This is a genomic window from uncultured Streptococcus sp., from assembly GCF_963545685.1.
Lineage (GTDB): Bacteria > Bacillota > Bacilli > Lactobacillales > Streptococcaceae > Streptococcus.
This window is the reverse complement of record NZ_CAUUKN010000034.1, coordinates 1-18,358: the sequence shown is the minus strand read 5'-3', so window position 1 is coordinate 18,358 and position 18,358 is coordinate 1. Positions and strand designations below refer to the sequence as shown.

Genomic DNA, 18,358 nt, shown 5'->3' with positions numbered 1-18,358 from the left:
CCTCTTAAGTAGATTTTAGGTATTTACCGTGTCTACTTAAGAGGTATCATATCATGACGGTCGTTTTTAGTTTAATTCAATCCCCATTCATCAGCTATTTGTTTCATAATTGCTTCTTGTGAGACAATGCCAAATCCAAGCATATAAGTTGAATAATCTGCATAGATAACCTTATTATTTTGAACAGCTTTAAGGTTACTCCAGACAGGTGAGTTTTTAAGTTTATTATCTAGGAGCTCCTGAGAATCAGCTTGAACAATCAAGAGATCAGGGTTAATATCTTTTAGTTTATCTAGATCAATTACTTTGTACATATCATCTGGATTAAAGGTTTCAGCACGATTGAACTTATAAGTATCATACAGGTAACCAAAATGCCCGTAAGCATAGTAACGGATTTCATTGTCAGTTACACTCAAATACATAAGTTTTTGGTCGCCAAATTTAGCTTGGACATTTTCCGCAAAAACAGCCTCCTTAGCATCAACTCTATCGAGATCTTTTTTCATTTCATCACGCTTGTCAAAGATTTCTGCAACCTTGAGAGACGTTTCGTGATAGTCCCAATTTTCATTTGTGTTGATAGAATAGCCAACAGTTGGTGCAATTTCAGACAAATCCTCATAAAGGTCTTCTTGCTCTCCTGTCATAAGGATTAAATCAGGTTTTAACTCCGCAATCTTTTCTAAATCTGGATTTCCCTGCCAACCAACTGAAATCACTTTTTTATCTTTGTATTGTTTCTTAAAGAGGGTTGAAAAGTCTTGACTATCAGCTTGACCGGTTGTCGCCCCTATAGGAGCGATATCCAATGATTCTAAGATTTCACCATAGAGATTATCAAGGATAACGATACGTTTGGGAGCTTTTTTCAACTCCGTTGTACCAAAATCATGCACAATCGTCTTTTCCTTGAAAGTCTGACTTGTATTATTTGACTTTGCATTTTGTCCAGTCATCATGTCTGGCAAATAATACAGTAAAAGGCCAGAAAAAATAGCCAGAATAGCTAATAAATAAAGAAGATTAGTTTTTTTCATGGAAACTCCTCAAATAAAGACCAGAATTATTCGTTCACATCTAAAGTTATCTTAAAACTTCTTTAATGTCAATCGCTACTTGTTAGTTTATACATAGAATAGTTGATTCTGTTAGGTTACTGATTTTAATAATGGATAGTTTTGAATGTTCCATAGCTAGAGTGACATTTTGGAAAATTAATCTATGTTATAATGATAAGTATCAGTGGAGGGAAATTATGTTAAATCATCTTTCGTTTAAGGGACAATGGCGACAGTATCAACAGCGTGTTCTAGATAAATCAGAAAGTTTTATGGCTGATGGTAAGATTCACTTAGTTGCTGCTCCTGGTTCTGGGAAAACGACCTTGGGAATTGAATTTATAAGACGTTTTGGTAATCCCACTTTAATTCTAGTTCCAACAGTTACCATTAGACAGCAATGGGTTGATAGAATAAAACAAGCCTTTTTAAAGGATATTGATCAAGCGAATCAACTCATTTCACAAGATTTAAAAAAGCCCAAAGTCATCACAGTAGCAACCTACCAAGCTTTACATAGCGCCATGAATCAAGTCGTGGGTGAGAGTCTCCTTGAAGATACTGATGATAATACTGAACAAGAACACTTTGATTTTCAAGGTTTTGATGTGCGACAAACCTTTAAGGATCTTAAGCTAGGAACTCTCTGTTTGGATGAGTGTCACCACTTGCGGAATGAGTGGTGGAAAAGTTTAGAGACTTTTCGTAAGTCCTTTCCAAATCTTAATATGATTTCGCTGACGGCAACACCACCCTACGGAGGGGAACCAGCACTTTGGGAGCGTTACATCAACATGTGCGGTGAGATTGATGAAGAAATTACAGTCCCTGAACTGGTTAAGGAGGGAACGCTATGTCCTCATCAGGACTACGTTTACTTTGCCTTTCCAACCAAGGAAGAGCGAGAACAATTAGATCAGTTTGAAAAACAAAAACATGACTTTTTGAATAAACTTTTAGCCGACAAGAGCTTCTCACAAATTATTCAGTCTAGCCCTATATTAAGAGGCCAAATCAGTGATGATGACTTATTGAGCAATCCTAAATACTTCTCCGCAATTTTGATTTTCCTACGTTCCAAGGGTCTGCCTTTCCCTCAACGTTTTCAGGATCTTCTTTGCGCAAAGACCTTGCCTGCTTTTACACTTGATTGGTATGAAACCTTGCTCAATGGTGTCATTTTTCAAGTGCCACATTGGTTCAATTTTACTGAAGAAGTTTTTATTCAGTTGAAGAGAGATTTGAAGGCTAATGGCCTTATCGAGAGAAACCAAGTTAAGCTTACCCGTAATAAAAAGCAAGATGTTCTGCTCAATCAATCACTGGGCAAACTCAATGCCGTTAGAGATATTTTTAAGGCGGAATATCAAGCCTTAGGGAACAGTCTCAGACAACTAGTGCTGACCGACTTTATCCGTAAAGAATTTCAAGTTCATCTAGGAGATGACAAAGCGCAGTTTACACAACTTGGTGTTCTTTCTTACTTTGAATCTATTCGTAGAGAAATGGTTAAAGAGTCTTGGACTGTGCCGATGGCTGTACTGACAGGAAGTTTAGTGATTATTCCAAGTTCAGCTAAAGAACATTTAGAGCAACTTATCCCTAATTCTCGTATAGTCTATGAAAATATTGGACAGTTGAGTCAAGACGATTATCTCAAAGTAAGTATTTCTGGTTCCCGCCATGATTTGGTTACAGCTCTTACTAAGCTTTTCCAAGATGGCCATATTCAAGTCATTATTGGAACTAAGTCTCTTTTAGGAGAAGGATGGGATGCCCCTTGTGTTAACTCTCTAATTTTAGCTAGCTTTGTTGGAAGCTTCATGCTAAGTAATCAGATGCGAGGTCGTGCCATCCGTGTATGGCCCAACAACCCTAATAAGACCAGTAACATTTGGCACTTGGTATCTATCAATTTGTCACCACGGAAATGGTACCAAAGTCAAACTCTTGAGGAAAAGGACGCTGAAATTAACGAGCTTCAATTGTATGCACTTAGTCCCGATTTAGACTTACTGGATCGAAGGATGACACAATTTCTTGGTCTCCACTATCAGGAGCCTACAATCGAATCTGGTATGGAACGACTGGAGCTTAATAATATCAAATTCAACCGGAAAAGCTTAGACAAATTCAATCAAAACACCGTATGGCAATCTCAGAATAGACAGGAACTAAAAGACCGTTGGCAAAAGGCTCTCCCGCTTTACGAAGAAATGGAAGTTGCTAATGGGGTTGACATCGACAAACACTTTTTACCCATGGCTTACCTTAACGATTGGAAGAAAGCTCTCCTACTCTTTCAAGCATTTGTCGTCAGCTATACGATCTTTGACGCTGGCAAATATCTGATTGGTGGGACACTATCGCACTTTAACCTTACAATCCTTATTCTTGCCATTATTGCACTAGCTATCGTTTGGGGAAGATATGCCATCTATAAAAGCCCCTACAAACGTTTGGAAATATTTGGAAAAGCTATTCATCAAGCCCTGCTCGATGCAGGTCAGATTGAAACTAAAGAGTCTGCCCCTAGAGTTGTCAGAGATAGTAAACGATCCTTATATAATGCCATTTATCTCAAGGGTGCAAGCATGAGAGAGAAAGAAATCTTTGCTCAAGCTATTACTGAATTTTTCGCCCCTATTGAAAATCAACGTTATATCTTAAAAGCTAGTCGCAAAGTGGTCGATCAGACGGAATATTTTGCTGTGCCAAGTATGTTTGAAAGACGAAAGGATGATGCAACTGCCTTCCTTGAACGTATTCAAAAGAGCCTTGGTAAGTATGATCTGATTTATACTCGAAGTGCACAAGGACGTCCTATTCTTCTTGAAGCTCGTATCAAGGCACTTGGAAATAAACAAGATCGTACGATTACACGTAAAAAAGTCATGTCCAGCTTGGAATGACGATTGGCTCAAAACTTACTATTACATCCTATCATGATATAATAAACAAACAAGATTGTATTGGAGAATCATATGATATTTACATACATTTTCTTCGACCTTGATGGGACCCTTATTGATAGTTCTGAGGGTATCCACAATGGCTTTGTTCAAACCTTTGAAAGACTAGGCCTACCTGTTCCTAGCGACCAAAAAATTCAAAGCTTTATGGGGCCTCCTCTCGAAGTTACTTTTAAAGAAGAAATTAGCGAAGAGGGTGCCACACAAGCCGTCAAAATTTATCGTGACTATTATGAGACCAAAGGACAATTTGAAGCCCACCTCTACGACGGTATAAAAGAAGTCCTCGAAAAGCTGAGTCAAGAACCAAATAAGAAAATCTATATCACGACTTCCAAAAATGAGCCTACCGCTCTGAAAATGTGCGAGTACCTTGGCATCACTGAGTTTTTTGACGGCATCTATGGGGCGACACCTACTGCTTTCCACAAGTCTGACGTCTTGCAGCGTGCTATTACTGAAAATAATGCGAATAAGGACAGTTCTGTCATTGTTGGCGACACCAAGTATGACATGATTGGCGGAAATGCAGTTGGTATCAAGACCTTGGCTGTTACCTGGGGATTCGGGACAAACGAAACTCTTTTAGCAGAAAATCCTGATTTTGTAGCTGATACTGCCCAAGAACTCTGGGATATTTTGAAATAATAATTGATATATGAAAAGAGCAGAGCATGACTATAGAATCATGCTCTTTTTTCTATCAAATCAAAATTACATTTGAACAACTATGTCCAAGCAGAGCTCCAAGGCTTTATCAAATGCTTCAGATCCCCAGTCACGCTGGTCATAATTTTCCAGGTCTGCAAGAGAATCTGCGGTAAATAGGAGCAAGCCCCAAACCACACCTCGAAGCTGGGCTACTGCTGCAAGTGAGGCGCACTATCTCCACAACACTACATCCTTCTTCAATGCGATAGGCCACCTTGTCAGGCGTTTCTCTATAAAAGCCGTCAGTCGTCCAAGTCATCACTTCTTGATAGTGAATGGACGCTTGTTTTAGAACCGTTTCAATGGCAGTCAGCGCTCGACTATCCACTTCTATATACCGAGAAGGTGCCACATAATGGTAACTAGCTCCCTCATCTCGCAAGGCCTTGGTCGGGATTAAGAAGGCATTTTCTTCCATGTCTACCAAGACACCACAACTTCCTGCGGAAATGAGCTTCTTCACCCCATAGCCAATCAACCAATCCATGAATTGAGCAGCCGCTGCAGATCCAACTGGCGCTTGCGCCAAGCAGATTTCCTCTCCTTGGCGGTCCATGACATAAACCGGATAGGGCTTAGTAGCTGAGACAAAGGTAGCTACTTGTTTGGCTCCGACTACTTTCGCAAAGCGATCAATCTCATCCTCTAAGAAAGCATAAACGCATTTTTCAGGCAAGTGCACATTGATCCCCTCATGAGTCGGCATAATGACTGCCTGTGGGTTGTCATCAAACTCTAAAATAGGGATTTCATGTTTGTGGATCATTTGATGCCTCCAATGTTTTTTTAAAATTATACAAATCCATAGAGACTGTGTCAAGAAGAGATAGAAAAAAGGCTATTTCGCTTATGAGTCAGTTCAAAATGAAAAAGGTGATATTCACTCCAAGTCACTGACCAACAAGCAAGAACGTACCTTCACCAAGAAACAAAGGAAAAATCCTCAATACCACTTAAATTTTAAAAAGTTTGATTAAATAAGCGAGAAATTCTTAAATAAGTAATAAAAAAGGCTTTGAAAAAACAAAGCCTTTGAAAATCATCTTTAATAAATGGAAAACATGTAATGCCCTTAACCCGTCCTTTATTTCTATCCATATCTTCTAGCTATATCTTTTGTTACCAGACTCTCATCTTAAACAATAGAGACTTTACCATCTTTAACTGTAAAAGAATAACTGGTTTCATAATAGTACCCATCCTTAGAAGTGGAATAATCGAACTTATATTTACCATTCGGAAGTTCACTAGCATCTAACTTTTCAGTAGCATTTTTGATGTCTTGTAACTCGACAGATTCAGTATCATCGATATTAATGGTCGTGTCAACCAACTCTTCATCAACCATGGTTTGGTAAGGAATTTGGTAGTAACCTGCAAAGTCTATCTTACCTTCCTTAACGTTTTCGGAGGCAACAGAATCCAGTATTTTCTCTTTTTCAGTAAATTTGAAATGTGTAGCTTCAAAACTTAATGAACTGATAGAAAAACCGAGTGACTGTTTGTTTAACTGATTTTTAATTTTTTCCCCGACTTTTTTGAGAGATTTCTGCTTCACAAATACTTCCTTATATTCTAAAAGATCAGTACTGCCATTAGAAGCAAGTGGCCCGTTTTCACGAATAGCCGTATGCACCTCTTCTAATTTTATTGTTTGGCCATCGTGTGTTTTCTCAGAGTAGATATAAGATACATGATAAGTTGGACTTTCTAATGCTGTCCATTTTAAGTTAGTGATGGTAACTTTACCATGAAGACCTACCCTGTTACAATCTTCTATGATGTATTCCTTTACTTTTTTGTAATCACTAAACATCATCACCTTGCAACCCGTCAAAAACAAAACTGATAGAAGCAAGGGAATCAAGAGTAAGATGCGATTGATTTTCTTTTTCATTGCTCTACCTCCACTTTTATAAAAATAAGACCAAAAATATAGACATCACTTAAAATCTATTTTTGAATATATATATATATTTTAATGTCACTAAATATTGAAAATGATTAGTTTTTCACTTCTCTCTTCAAAGAATATCAGAGTAACTTCTAATTCCTCAACCTAGTTATTTTTTCAACCTCCCATCTTTGACTTTAAAAGAATAACTGATTGAATGATGATTCTCATCCTTGGTATTGGAATAAAAGAAATTATATTCACCATTCGGAAGATCACTAGCATCTAACTTTTTAGCAGCATCTTTCATATCTTGTTCTTTGACTGATGCATTATTATCAATAAAAATAGTCATATAAACCAATTCTTGATCAATCAAGGTTTGGTAAGGGATTTGATAGTAGCCTGCAAAGTCCTTCTTACCTTCCTTGAGATTGTTAGAAGCTATAGCGTCCAAATTTTTCTCCTTTTCATCATGACTGAAGTTAGATAGAAAACTAAAAAAGTTAATAGGAAGACCGAGTTTTTGCTTCTTCAATTGTTTTTCAATTTTCTTCTCAACTTTTTGGACAGATTTCTGGTTCAAAAACGATTCCTTATAGTATAAAAATTGAGTACTGCGATGAGAATTAGATGACCTGTGTTCAGGAATAGCCAAATCATTATTTTCTAATTTTATTGTTTGGCCATCGTACGTTTCCTCAGAATAGATATAGGACACGTAGTAAGTTGGACTTTCTAGTGGAGTCCAATATAAGTTAGTGATGGTAACTTTACCATGAAGACCTACTTCGTTACAATCTTCGATAATGATTTCCTTAATTTTTTTGTAATCACTAGGCATCATCACCTTGCAACCCGTCAAAACCAAAACTGATAATAGCAAGGGAATCAAAAGTAGAAAGCGATAGTTTTTCTTTTTCATAGTACTACCTCCAATATCATAAAACTAAGGACAGAAATATAGGAATCTCTTAAAAATCTATTTTGAAAGCACTACTTAGTTGGTAAACATGTAAACGTTTACATATCTTTGTCTTTATTTTACCATTCTTTGAAAGGAAAGTCACATGAAATCGGACTTGTTCTTTCCTACCATTTCTCAGCTCATCCTACCATCATCACAATCGCAACCTTGATTTCCTTAGCAATGACAGTTCATTTTATCCGTTTTTATATGAACCAAACTAAGGGATTCTCCAGACCATAATAGGAATTGTATTAAAAAATTCTAGTAGAATTTCTACTAGAATTTTGTCGTTAGTCAATGACAATCAAAGACTTAATAGTCTTACGTTCATCCATGTCTTTGTATGCTTGATCAATCTCGTCCAAGCTATAGCTATGGGTAAAGACACGTCCTGGATTGATATCACCGTCAAGCACTGCCTTGAGCAAGAACTGCTTATCATAAGTAGTGACCGAGGCTGCTCCACCTGCCACGGAAATGTTTTGAGCAAAGGTTGAACCAAGGGCACGGTTATTGTAGTGAGGGACACCGACAAAACCTAAGCGCCCCCCATTGTGAAGCACCCCAAGTGCTTGATCGACAGCGGCTGCGGTTCCTACACATTCAAGAGCTGCATCTGCCCCTCCTCCAAGGATTTCACGAACCTTGGCAATTCCTTCTTCACCACGCTCCGCTACGACTGCTGTCGCACCAAATTCCAAAGCCATTTGTTGACGGTCTTCGTGACGGCTCATAAGGACAATTTGGGAAGCACCACGCATCTTAGCAGCAATCACGGCACATTGACCAACAGCACCATCTCCGATAACGACGACCTTATCACCCTTTTGCACATTTGCAACACGCGCCGCATGATAACCTGTCGGCATGACATCTGCTAGCGTCAGGAAGGATTTGAGCATGGCCTCAGTATAGTCAGAGGGTTGTCCAGGAATTTTGACCAGAGCCCAGTTAGCAAAGTGGAAACGGATATACTCAGCTTGTACACCACCAGACCAGTTGTTACCAATATGTCGATCACAAGTCCCATCATAGCCAGCACGACAGGCATCACACTGACCACACCCATGTGTGAAAGGCGCGATAACAAAGTCACCTGGTTTAACAGTCGTTATTGCTTCGCCAATTTCTTCGACAATTCCGATAGCCTCATGCCCACTATTTCTATGTCCCTCTTCGATGTCTGGATTTCGGTAGCTCCATAGATCAGAGCCACAGACGCAGGTACGAACAATACGTATAATAACATCGTCCGCTGCTTCGATTTTTGGTCGCTCAATGTCTGCTAGACCAACCTGACCTGCTTTTGTGTAAACTGCTGATTTCATATCATAACCTTTATTCTTTCGTTTCTGATAGTATACACTTTTTAACAAGAAATCGCTCATATCAAACACTCCCAATTACGATCATATTTAGTTACTTAATCATATTTTTTTCCATACTTCTTTTCAAGCATTTTCTTAACTAGATATGGCATCTTGACATTCTCTCGACCTTTTTTAGCAATCAATTTTTTGACGAAATCAGGCATCTGAATATCTTCTTCCTCTTCTAAAATCTTTCCTGTGTTTGAAGGGGCTTCCAACTCATCAAAAGTCTCTAGTTGAGGTTGATAGTAACGATAGTCACCGTCTATATGAGACTGAATGGCTGAAAGAAGGGCTTTAATCAATCGAAAATCACTATTTGGCATAGGAGGACGATGATAGGCCACACCAAGCTCATGACAAAGCTCCTTACACTCCACATCATTATCAAAAAGAACCTCAATATGCTCACTAATAAAAGCTATCGGGACAAAAATATAGTGGTCAGGGTGTTCCTTTTCATCACGAAGGTATTCTAAGACATCAGGCTTAATCCAAGGAATACCAATATCACTTTCACTCTGCCATGTATTGGTATACTGGTCTTCTTCAAGGCCTAAAATTTCCACAATCAAGCGAGTATTGTCATAAATCTGATCGATATAAGGATCGCCAAAATCAAGTGCCAAAACTGGGACACTATGAGCTGAAAAAATCACCTTATAGCTGTCATCTCTAATTTGATCTAAAATATTTCGAATCTCATCAGCCCAAAAATGGAGAAGTGAAGGTTCTTGGTACCAATCCTTGATAATTTGGAACCTAATCTGCTCACTTTCTAAAAATTTCTCATATCCCATGACAGAATAGTAAGAATAATGGGGCTCTAAAATCAAGCACAAACATTCTTCAATTCCGTCATTCTCCATCTCTTTGATTACATCAGTGATAAAAGGGCGGGAAAATTTATTAGCAAAGTATACTGATGCGTGTTCTCCAAGAGCAGAAGCAACCAAATCCACTTCTTTCCTAGTTATCCTTTGGAGTGGAGTTCCGCCAATTCGTACGTAATTGTCATATAAAGTCTGAATTTCATGTGGTTCAGGACGAACACCACGCCGGATATTCGTGAAAAACTCCGCTACTCCTTCATAGGTAATCTCTTCAGGCGACCCAAAAGTCATCATCAACACAGCTCTTTTACTCATAATTACTCCTTGTTCCACGTTTGTTCTATTTTAGCATGAAAAGGCATACTTTAGAGAGTTTAGTGTCAAAAAAACTCCTAGAGGAGCCTCTAAGAGTTTAAAAACAAACCTTAATGATGGTGCTCTTGCTCACTTTCTGCTTCCAGCTCTTCGATATTGCGCTTATGGGCTCGGTGGGTTGCTAAGTCTTCATCCACCTCAATAGTGACGTTTTGAAAGCCACAATCTTTGAGCAAGTCTCGGATAGATTCTTTGCAAACTTCCATATGTTTGACATGCTCAAGGCAAACATGAACAATGGCATTTTTTTCCAAACCATCCATAGTCCAGAGATTCAGCTGATTCACACTGGACACATGGTCCAATTGCTCCAAATCACTCTTAACTTGCTCAATATCTATTCCTTCTGGCACAGCATCCAAGAAAATCTTGAGCGTAGACCAAAAACGTGGAATGGCTTTTGACAAGATAAAGAAGGAAATGACAAGCGACAAGAGAGGGTCTAAGATATACCAATCCGTAAATCGTAGAATAATGGCCATCAGGATGACTGCTATCCAACCAAGGGTATCTTCCAGAAAATGCAAGCTAAGAATAGACTCGTTCTTTGTTTTTCCTTTACGAACCAATAAACTTGCTAGCACATTGATAGTAACCGCAATGATTCCTAGCCAGAGGATACCCTCGTCATTGACAGGTTGTGGATGAAATAGTTTCGTTATATTTTCCAAAATGACAAAAACAGATCCTGTCATCAGAATCACAGCCGTTATCAAAGCTCCTAGAAGGCTAAATCGTTTGTAGCCCAAGGTGTAATGACTATCCTCTTCACGATTGGAAATTGTTTCTAGAATGGCTGATACCCCAATTGCGATAGCATCTCCTAAGTCATGGACGGAGTCAGCAAGAACAGCACTAGAACCAAATACTCCTCCAGCGATAAACTCGACAATGGCATAACTCAAATTTAAGAAAAAAACCAGCCAGACTACATGTTTCGTCTTCATATTAGTTAATCCTTTGATATAATAGATTCATGAACACCTTGTTCGTTATCTATTATCCAATACTATCAACAGAAAGGATAGAAGCAAACCGTTCGCAATGTACATTACTGAACAGTTTGTTCAAAGTGTCCAAATGTCAGCTCAGGATCGCCGTATCACCAAAACTCGGAAAGCTATTTATAATGCTTTTTTACAATTACTGAACCAAAAAGACTATGAAACCATCACGGTTCAAGAAATCATTGACCTCGCTGATGTAGGGCGATCGACCTTCTATAGTCATTACGAGAGTAAGGAATTATTGCTAGATGAACTCTGTCAAAAACTCTTTCACCACCTGTTTGAAAGTGCTGAACACCTCTCGCCACAAGACTACTTAGCTCATATCTTTCAACATTTCAAGAAAAATCAAGACCATGTGACAAGTCTTTTGCTCTCTAAAAATGATTATTTTATCCGACAACTGCGAAAAGAGCTCGAACACGATGTCTATCCAATGGTAGCCGACGAACTGATTCAAGCTCACCCTAACATTCCCCACTCTTATCTTAAGCATCTGGTCGTCAGTCACTTCATTGAAACTCTCAGTTGGTGGTTAAAAAATGGAAGGTCCTACACCGGACAAGAGGTGGTCCAGTTCTATTTGGAGATACTACACGCCAACTCTAAATGAACCATAGGTTATCAAGAAAGGACCAGCTTTAATGTCTACCCTACAATTTTATTTCCTTTTTCCGAGTTTGTTCATGCTTCATGAACTGGAAGAAATCATATGGATGCCATCTTTTGTCAAAAAAATATCATTACAAATTCCACATAATCAAATCTTCACTTTTTACACTCCTTTTGCTTTCAATGCCATTGTCATGGAGCAACTTCTACTTCTTCTGATAACACTTTATCTTAGTTACCAATTTAACAACTATACCATTTACACAACCATCATAATCGCTTATATCTATCATGTGTTCGGACATCTTATTCAGTCAATTGTCTTTCGAAAATATGTCCCTGGGTTGTTAACTGGCATTTTTACGAGTTTATTTTCTCTATTCTATCTCAAAAATAAGGTACCCATCAATCTTTATTACTACTCTTTTATCACTTTAATTCTTGTCTTTGTCAATATTGTGTTTTTATTTATGGTTCTTCATAAGAAAAATCTTAAACTAAGGTAAGTAACGGTCTTAACACTATCACATTATATTTACTTTAATTATCCTAGAAAGAAAACAAATATGCTACTTTATTACATTTTTAACATTATTACTGTCTTCTTAGCACTTGCTTTTGTCCTTATTCATCTTGTTGCAGCCTTATCAGCTATTTTAAATGGTAAAAAAAGCTTAGGAACTGGATTTATTCTGGTTGGTGCCATAGTTGGTATCTTAGCACTTCTCATCCTTTCTGAATGGCGCTTAGCAATTTATCTCTGGCTATTCGGTAGCTCTATGATTTCCTATGGCGCTGTCATGAATGCTACAAATAATGAGAATTTCAACGATTCACACAAGCAAATTTGTTTTCTCATTTACTTGATTATTACTTTTTTGTTATTTATTAGTCTAACCTTTTTTATTATTTAGAAAATAACCGCTATTATCTTTATTTCATATATGATAATCATTGTCAATAGCTTCTACTTAGAGAAAAAAACATAATAAGAGAACTCTACTGGATCCTCTTATTAATTGATAAACATAAGTACTAAGCTTTCTTTGCCGCCTTGCTCCATTGGTACCAACCAAGAAGACTATTAATCAAGTAAATAAAGTATTTCCCTTGAATTTGAAGGCTTTCTCCCCACCAAAGGTAGATAGAGAAAATATTAGTAGCAGTCCAGAAAATCCATTCTTCACGATAAATAGCTATCATCAAAACCTCACCGTAGAAGCCTTTTTGGAGGGCAAGCACTAGATAAATGATGGAATTAATCAAACCAAAGAGGAAGTTAATAGCACGACCTTCAGCTAGGAAAATCACACAGATTAAATCTGAGAGAGCAAAAGAATGTTTAATCATGTGATAAATACTATATGTTGATTCAATCCTTATTCACTAAACCACGCCATACTCGGTGAGTTCATTATTATTCTAGTTAGCTCTTGAGGACTTTCTTGAGCTCCTTTTATAATCCACTCAGTTATCACTCCAATAAGTCCTGAAACAAACATATTTACAGCATATTTTTCAGGCATATTAAACGTTTCAACGATGATAGGAACTGAAGCCGGAGTATCCTCTATAACTCCATTAATAAAGGAACGTACATTATCTGCGAAACTAAAATCATGCTTTTGAGCAATTTGTGAAAAAAGGGAAATATCTTCTGCAAAGTAAGTCAGAACCTCTTCCAACGCCTTTTGAGGATTGCCTTTCTTTCTTTCAAGAATTTCAACAATATCTTGCATGGTTTCTTCTTTTAGTTGTCGGAGAAAGTCTTCCTTATCTATATAATGCAGGTAAAAAGTCGAACGATTAATACCTGCTTTTTTTGTCAATTGACTAACAGAAATATCATTAAGATTGTTTTTAGACAAAAGAAGAATAAAAGCTTGTCTTATATCATCTTTAGTAGTTGTTTTTCGTTGTTGCATAGGCTCTCCTTAAATAGACACGTTGTTGTTTCTATTATATTCTCAATAGAAACATTGTCAAGAGCTATTGCTTATTACTACATTTTTTAACTTTTTGACGACTTAAGACACCTTAAATCTTATTTCAACACATTGTCTATTTTTGTTGTAGTGTTTTCTTTTGAAATGATTTATAATAACCAGCGTATTAATTCAACAGTTTGTTGTTTTAACGTTTATTAACCTTTAAAGGAGACAATGCACAATGGCATATATTGAAATGAAACACAGTTACAAACGCTATAAAACTGGTGATGTAGAGATCATCGCAAATAATGATATTTCCTTTGAAATTGAAAAAGGAGAGTTGGTCATCATACTAGGGTCCTCTGGCGCTGGTAAGTCAACCGTCCTTAACATTCTTGGAGGCATGGATACCAATGACGAAGGAAAAGTAATCATCGATGGTAAAGACATCTCCAATTATAACGCTAAACAATTAACAGCTTATCGCAGAGACGAGGTTGGTTTTGTTTTTCAATTCTATAACTTAGTATCAAACTTAACAGCCAAAGAAAATGTAGAATTGGCCTCTGAAATCGTATCAGATGCTAAAGATGCTGAACAAACCCTATTTGACGTTGGTCTTGGTAAGCGCATCAATAACTTTCCTGCACAGTTGTCTGGTGGCGAGCAACAACGGGTAGCTATCGCTCGCGCCGTAGCAAAAAATCCTAAGATTCTCCTCTGTGATGAACCGACAGGTGCCTTAGATTACAATACCGGAAAACAGGTCTTAAAGATTCTCCAAGACAAGACTCGTAAGGAAGGTGCTACAGTGATTATTGTCACTCACAACGGCGCCCTTGCACCAATCGCAGATCGTGTCATTCGTATGCATGATGCTCGTGTTCAAAGTATCGAACTCAATTCAAATCCTCAAGATATCGATACTCTCGAGTACTAGAAAGGATTTCTCATCATGAATCGTAAAACTTATTGGAAAGACGTCAGAAAGTCCTTCTCCAGTTCTAAAGGACGCGTGATTTCGATTGCTTCACTCATGGCCTTAGGGTCTTTCGCACTTGTGGGGCTAAAGGTGACGACACCTGATATGCAACACACTGCAACAAACTATTTCACCAAACACCAAGCAGCTGACCTCACGCTTACAGGTAGCTATGGTCTCAACCAATCGGATCAAGACCTTATAAATCAAGTCTCATCAGAAGCGAACATTGAGTACGGTTACTTTAAAGATGTGGTACTAAAAAATACCTCGGATGCCTTTCGACTATATTCAAAACCACAAGATATATCAACTTATGAGGTCGTAAAAGGAAAACTTCCAAACAAGCAAGGTGAGATTGCTCTCTCCTCAGTCTATCAAGATAAATATAAGATTGGTGACAAAATTGACTTTAGTGAAAAAAAGGCTGACAACGGTAAAGATGTCTTAAAACAACACAGTTTTACCATCACTGGCTTTGTTCAATCATCTGAAATTTTATCAAGTGTTGACCTTGGTCCATCTACTGCTGGGAGTGGGGAGCTCAAAGGTTATGCGGTTGTTCCTGAGTCAAGTTTTGACTCTGATGTTTACATGATTGCACGATTAGCTTACAAAGATGTCAGTACTGCTAATCCCTATACCCAGGATTACTCTGACAAAATGTCCAAACACAAGGATGAACTTAAAAAATTAGTAAAAGATCAACCAGCTAAACGTTTGGAAGAATTAAAAGCTAGTCCTCAGGCTGAGATTAACCAACAAACAAGTCAACTTCAGACAGCAGAGACTGAACTTAACAAAAAAGTGGAACAATCAAAAGCAAGTGGTCAAGATAAGAACCCTCTTGTCCAGGAGCAATTGACACAAGCTCAAGATGAGATAGCTGACAAGAAGGAGCAAATAAAGGAAGCTCAAGAAAAAGTAGATAGCATTGCCGAACCAAGCTATGATGTCTACACCCGTAGTGAAGCTCCTTGGTCACAAGGTTATGTTTCCTATGAGACTAATGCTTCTGCTTTTCGGAATCTAAGTAATATCTTTCCTGTAATTCTCTACTTTATTGCTGCCTTGGTAACCTTCGTAACTATGGGACGCTTCGTTGAAGAGGAACGTATTAAGGCTGGAACATTCAAAGCTCTTGGTTACCAAAATAAGGACATCATCCGTAAATTCCTCATTTATGGCTTTGTAACCAGCATGATTGGTACTACTATTGGTGTTGCTGCTGGTCACATTCTTCTTCCTTCCATCATATACAGTGGCTTTAAGAATAGTATCCTAATCGCACCTATTGAGCTACACTTCTATCCTTTTAAAACTATTCTAGCTATTATTCTTGCTCTCTTGTCCGCTGTTCTTCCTGCCTATATAGTGGCTAAGCGTGAATTAGGTGAAAAGCCAGCTCAACTTCTTCTTCCAAAACCTCCAACATCAGGTTCTAAGATTCTTCTTGAGCGCATTAGCCCTCTATGGAAACGAATGAGCTTTACACAAAAAGTAACTGCCCGTAATATTTTCCGCTACAAGCAACGGATGTTCATGACTATTTTCGGTGTTTGCGGTTCAATCGCTCTTCTTTTTGCTGGACTTGGTATTCGTTCTTCTATCGGAGACCTTAACACTCGACAATTTCCTAACATCATTCGTTACGATATGATTGTAGCCAATAAGGATAATCTTAATGAGCAAGAAAAAGAAAACTTACAACAATTAATAAACAAAAACAATGTCAAGGAGCATCTTTCTATTCATTACGAAACACTATCAAAAGATGTAGGAAGTAATAATGATAGTCAAGATATCACAACACTTGTCATCAAAGACAAAGATAAAAACACTCTTCAAAATTTCATCAAACTCGATGATCGTAAAACTGGTCAAAAACTAGATTTGACAGACAAAGGGATTATTATCTCTGAGAAGTTGGCAGACCTAGCCGGTGTTTCTGTAGGTGATTATGTAACCGTTCAAAATAGTCAGGACAAGGACATTAAACTCAAAGTTGCTGGTATTTCTGAGATGTACATGGGACACTTCATCTTTATGAATGAAACGACTTATAAGAATGCTTTCGGAGAAAAACCTACCCAGAATGCTAATATTCTTACACTGAAGAATCACTCAGATAAAAATGTTGAGAAAACAGCAAGTCAATTTATGAAGCTTGATGGTGTAACAGGCGTTGTTCAGAATACAAGTCAAAAAGCACAAATCAAGACCATTGTCAACTCACTTAACCGTGTTATGGCAGTATTGATTGGTGTTTCTATACTCCTTGCTTTAGTAGTTCTCTTCAACCTAACTAATATCAATGTGGCAGAGCGTATTCGTGAATTATCAACTATTAAGGTTCTAGGTTTCTTTAATAAAGAAGTGACGCTCTACATCTATCGAGAAACAATTTATCTTTCACTAATTGGTATCTTGGTTGGATTCGGGGTTGGATTTGGACTGCATCAATACATGGTAGATGTTATCCCTCCTGAAAATATCATGTTCAATCCAAGTCTTGGCTGGCTCATCTATGCCGTTCCAACACTTGTAGTCATTGTCATTCTGACAGGTCTGGGGATCTTTGTGAACCAACATCTTAAGAAAGTCAATATGCTCGAAGCTCTGAAATCTGTTGAATAACAAACAATATATCCCAATAAGTAGAACCGAAATGCTAGAATCACTTAGTCGTTTTAGTTAAAAAATCTCAAGTTTATGACTTGAGATTTTTTTGTGTCACAAAAAGAGGTTGAGCAAAGTGCCCAACCTCTTGTATTTTATTGATTGTTACTAGTAGCCTTTCTTTGCCGCCTTGCTCCATTGGTACCAACCAACTAGACTGTTGATTAGATAAATGAAGTATTTTCCTTGAATTTGAAGGCTTTCTCCCCACCAAAGGTAGATAGAGAAAACATTAGTAGCAGCCCAGAAAATCCATTGTTCACGATAAACAGCTGTCATCAAGAGCTGACCGACACCGTTGGTCGCATCAGTAATAGAATCACGATAAGGACGATTAGCTCCAATTGACTGGTAAATCAGACCAAAAGCTAACCACCAAAGCACACTAATTGATAGGTACTTGGTCCATCCCACGGTATCCAACTTACGGGCAACAAACTCTTGTTGTTCTTTTTTGAACTGAGCTTGATAAATCCAAACTAAAAGACCAATCGGTTGCATGGCTGTGAAGTAAAGAGTTGTCAAAACCTCACCGTAGAAGCCTTTTTGGAGGGCAAGCACCAGATAAATGATGGAATTAATCAAACCAAAGAGGTAGTTACTAGCACGACCTTCAGATACGAAAATCACACAGATAATACCTGTTAGGCTACAAATCATCCCAGTCCAGTCCACTATGCGACCCTCATAAAAGAGCTCCAACCACAGTGGGAAACTTCCTAAAACCAGAAGGTAAATCCAGGCTCCAAGACTACGATTAGCAAAAAGATCATCCCAGATAGCCTTTAGACTACCTTCAAACCCTAGCTTCTTCATCCCAGTAACCATACGACGATAACCACCAGACATTTCGTCAAGGGTAATCTGCATCTTAGCAAGTCTCTTTTGGATATAAGTATTCATTTTTTCTCCTTTTGTTTTTAAAGAGCCGTGTCAGGAATGACTTTCGGACGCAACGCTC

The 18,358-nt window shown here is 38.0% G+C and carries 15 protein-coding genes and 2 pseudogenes; 7 read left to right on the top strand and 10 right to left on the bottom strand.

Features of this window, described 5'->3' with window-relative positions:
* Positions 1 to 71: 71 nt before the first annotated feature.
* Positions 72 to 1,040 carry an iron-siderophore ABC transporter substrate-binding protein gene (locus tag RWZ99_RS06855; protein WP_314677294.1) on the bottom strand — a complete coding sequence of 323 codons (969 nt, stop codon included), beginning with the start codon at positions 1,038 to 1,040 and terminating at the stop codon, positions 72 to 74.
* Positions 1,041 to 1,258: 218 nt separating this feature from the next.
* Between RWZ99_RS06855 and RWZ99_RS06850 the strand changes: the two genes are divergently transcribed.
* Together RWZ99_RS06850 and RWZ99_RS06845 are read left to right on the top strand one after the other, a co-directional pair.
* Positions 1,259 to 3,973: a DEAD/DEAH box helicase family protein gene (locus tag RWZ99_RS06850; RefSeq protein ID WP_314677292.1), complete on the top strand. Its 2,715-nt coding sequence runs from the start codon at positions 1,259 to 1,261 to the stop codon at positions 3,971 to 3,973.
* A gap of 72 nt (positions 3,974 to 4,045) precedes the next feature.
* Positions 4,046 to 4,681, top strand: coding sequence for an HAD hydrolase-like protein (locus tag RWZ99_RS06845; RefSeq protein WP_314677289.1), 636 nt, complete (start codon positions 4,046 to 4,048; stop codon positions 4,679 to 4,681).
* Between the two features lie 66 nt (positions 4,682 to 4,747).
* On the opposite strand, the pseudogene RWZ99_RS06840 reads toward RWZ99_RS06845, so the two are convergent.
* The 6 genes and pseudogenes from RWZ99_RS06840 to RWZ99_RS06815 form a co-directional block, all read right to left on the bottom strand.
* Positions 4,748 to 5,510 (bottom strand): annotated as a pseudogene (locus tag RWZ99_RS06840) (nucleoside phosphorylase).
* 369 nt (positions 5,511 to 5,879) lie between these two features.
* Complete coding sequence (locus tag RWZ99_RS06835; protein WP_314677287.1) at positions 5,880 to 6,641, bottom strand: hypothetical protein; 762 nt, start codon at positions 6,639 to 6,641, stop codon at positions 5,880 to 5,882.
* A 166-nt stretch (positions 6,642 to 6,807) separates the two neighbouring features.
* Positions 6,808 to 7,563 (bottom strand): hypothetical protein, encoded by a 756-nt coding sequence (locus tag RWZ99_RS06830; protein WP_314677285.1) that lies wholly within the window; start codon positions 7,561 to 7,563, stop codon positions 6,808 to 6,810.
* Positions 7,564 to 7,898: 335 nt separating this feature from the next.
* On the bottom strand, positions 7,899 to 8,936 hold the full coding sequence (locus tag RWZ99_RS06825) for a zinc-binding dehydrogenase (RefSeq protein WP_314677299.1): 1,038 nt from the start codon (positions 8,934 to 8,936) through the stop codon (positions 7,899 to 7,901).
* A gap of 95 nt (positions 8,937 to 9,031) precedes the next feature.
* Positions 9,032 to 10,126 carry a ferrochelatase gene (gene hemH / locus RWZ99_RS06820; RefSeq protein ID WP_314677280.1) on the bottom strand — a complete coding sequence of 365 codons (1,095 nt, stop codon included), beginning with the start codon at positions 10,124 to 10,126 and terminating at the stop codon, positions 9,032 to 9,034.
* Between the two features lie 110 nt (positions 10,127 to 10,236).
* Complete coding sequence (locus RWZ99_RS06815) at positions 10,237 to 11,133, bottom strand: cation diffusion facilitator family transporter (RefSeq protein WP_314677278.1); 897 nt, start codon at positions 11,131 to 11,133, stop codon at positions 10,237 to 10,239.
* A gap of 133 nt (positions 11,134 to 11,266) precedes the next feature.
* On the opposite strand from RWZ99_RS06815, the gene RWZ99_RS06810 reads away from it, so the two are divergent.
* Genes RWZ99_RS06810 through RWZ99_RS06800 form a run of 3 tightly spaced genes read left to right on the top strand, consistent with a single transcriptional unit; the run spans position 11,267 to position 12,719 of the window.
* Positions 11,267 to 11,806, top strand: a complete 540-nt coding sequence (locus RWZ99_RS06810; protein WP_314677297.1) for a TetR/AcrR family transcriptional regulator — start codon at positions 11,267 to 11,269, stop codon at positions 11,804 to 11,806.
* 31 nt (positions 11,807 to 11,837) lie between these two features.
* Positions 11,838 to 12,311 carry an HXXEE domain-containing protein gene (locus RWZ99_RS06805; RefSeq protein ID WP_314677276.1) on the top strand — a complete coding sequence of 158 codons (474 nt, stop codon included), beginning with the start codon at positions 11,838 to 11,840 and terminating at the stop codon, positions 12,309 to 12,311.
* Between the two features lie 60 nt (positions 12,312 to 12,371).
* Positions 12,372 to 12,719 carry a hypothetical protein gene (locus RWZ99_RS06800; RefSeq protein WP_314677274.1) on the top strand — a complete coding sequence of 116 codons (348 nt, stop codon included), beginning with the start codon at positions 12,372 to 12,374 and terminating at the stop codon, positions 12,717 to 12,719.
* Positions 12,720 to 12,840: 121 nt separating this feature from the next.
* Here the strand turns inward: RWZ99_RS06800 and pnuC (RWZ99_RS06795) are convergent.
* A pseudogene (gene pnuC, locus RWZ99_RS06795) lies at positions 12,841 to 13,137 on the bottom strand (nicotinamide riboside transporter PnuC); the annotation flags it as partial.
* Between the two features lie 47 nt (positions 13,138 to 13,184).
* Positions 13,185 to 13,730 carry a TetR/AcrR family transcriptional regulator gene (locus tag RWZ99_RS06790; protein ID WP_314677272.1) on the bottom strand — a complete coding sequence of 182 codons (546 nt, stop codon included), beginning with the start codon at positions 13,728 to 13,730 and terminating at the stop codon, positions 13,185 to 13,187.
* 244 nt (positions 13,731 to 13,974) lie between these two features.
* Here RWZ99_RS06790 and RWZ99_RS06785 point away from each other — a divergent pair, with 244 nt between their 5' ends.
* Together RWZ99_RS06785 and RWZ99_RS06780 are read left to right on the top strand one after the other, a co-directional pair.
* A complete protein-coding gene (locus RWZ99_RS06785; protein WP_314677270.1) occupies positions 13,975 to 14,676 on the top strand; it encodes an ABC transporter ATP-binding protein in 702 nt (233 codons plus the stop codon).
* A 15-nt stretch (positions 14,677 to 14,691) separates the two neighbouring features.
* Positions 14,692 to 17,355: an FtsX-like permease family protein gene (locus tag RWZ99_RS06780; RefSeq protein ID WP_314677267.1), complete on the top strand. Its 2,664-nt coding sequence runs from the start codon at positions 14,692 to 14,694 to the stop codon at positions 17,353 to 17,355.
* A gap of 150 nt (positions 17,356 to 17,505) precedes the next feature.
* On the opposite strand, the gene pnuC (RWZ99_RS06775) is transcribed toward RWZ99_RS06780, so the two are convergent.
* On the bottom strand, positions 17,506 to 18,300 hold the full coding sequence (pnuC, locus tag RWZ99_RS06775; RefSeq protein WP_314677266.1) for a nicotinamide riboside transporter PnuC: 795 nt from the start codon (positions 18,298 to 18,300) through the stop codon (positions 17,506 to 17,508).
* Between the last annotated feature and the right edge of the window lie 58 nt (positions 18,301 to 18,358).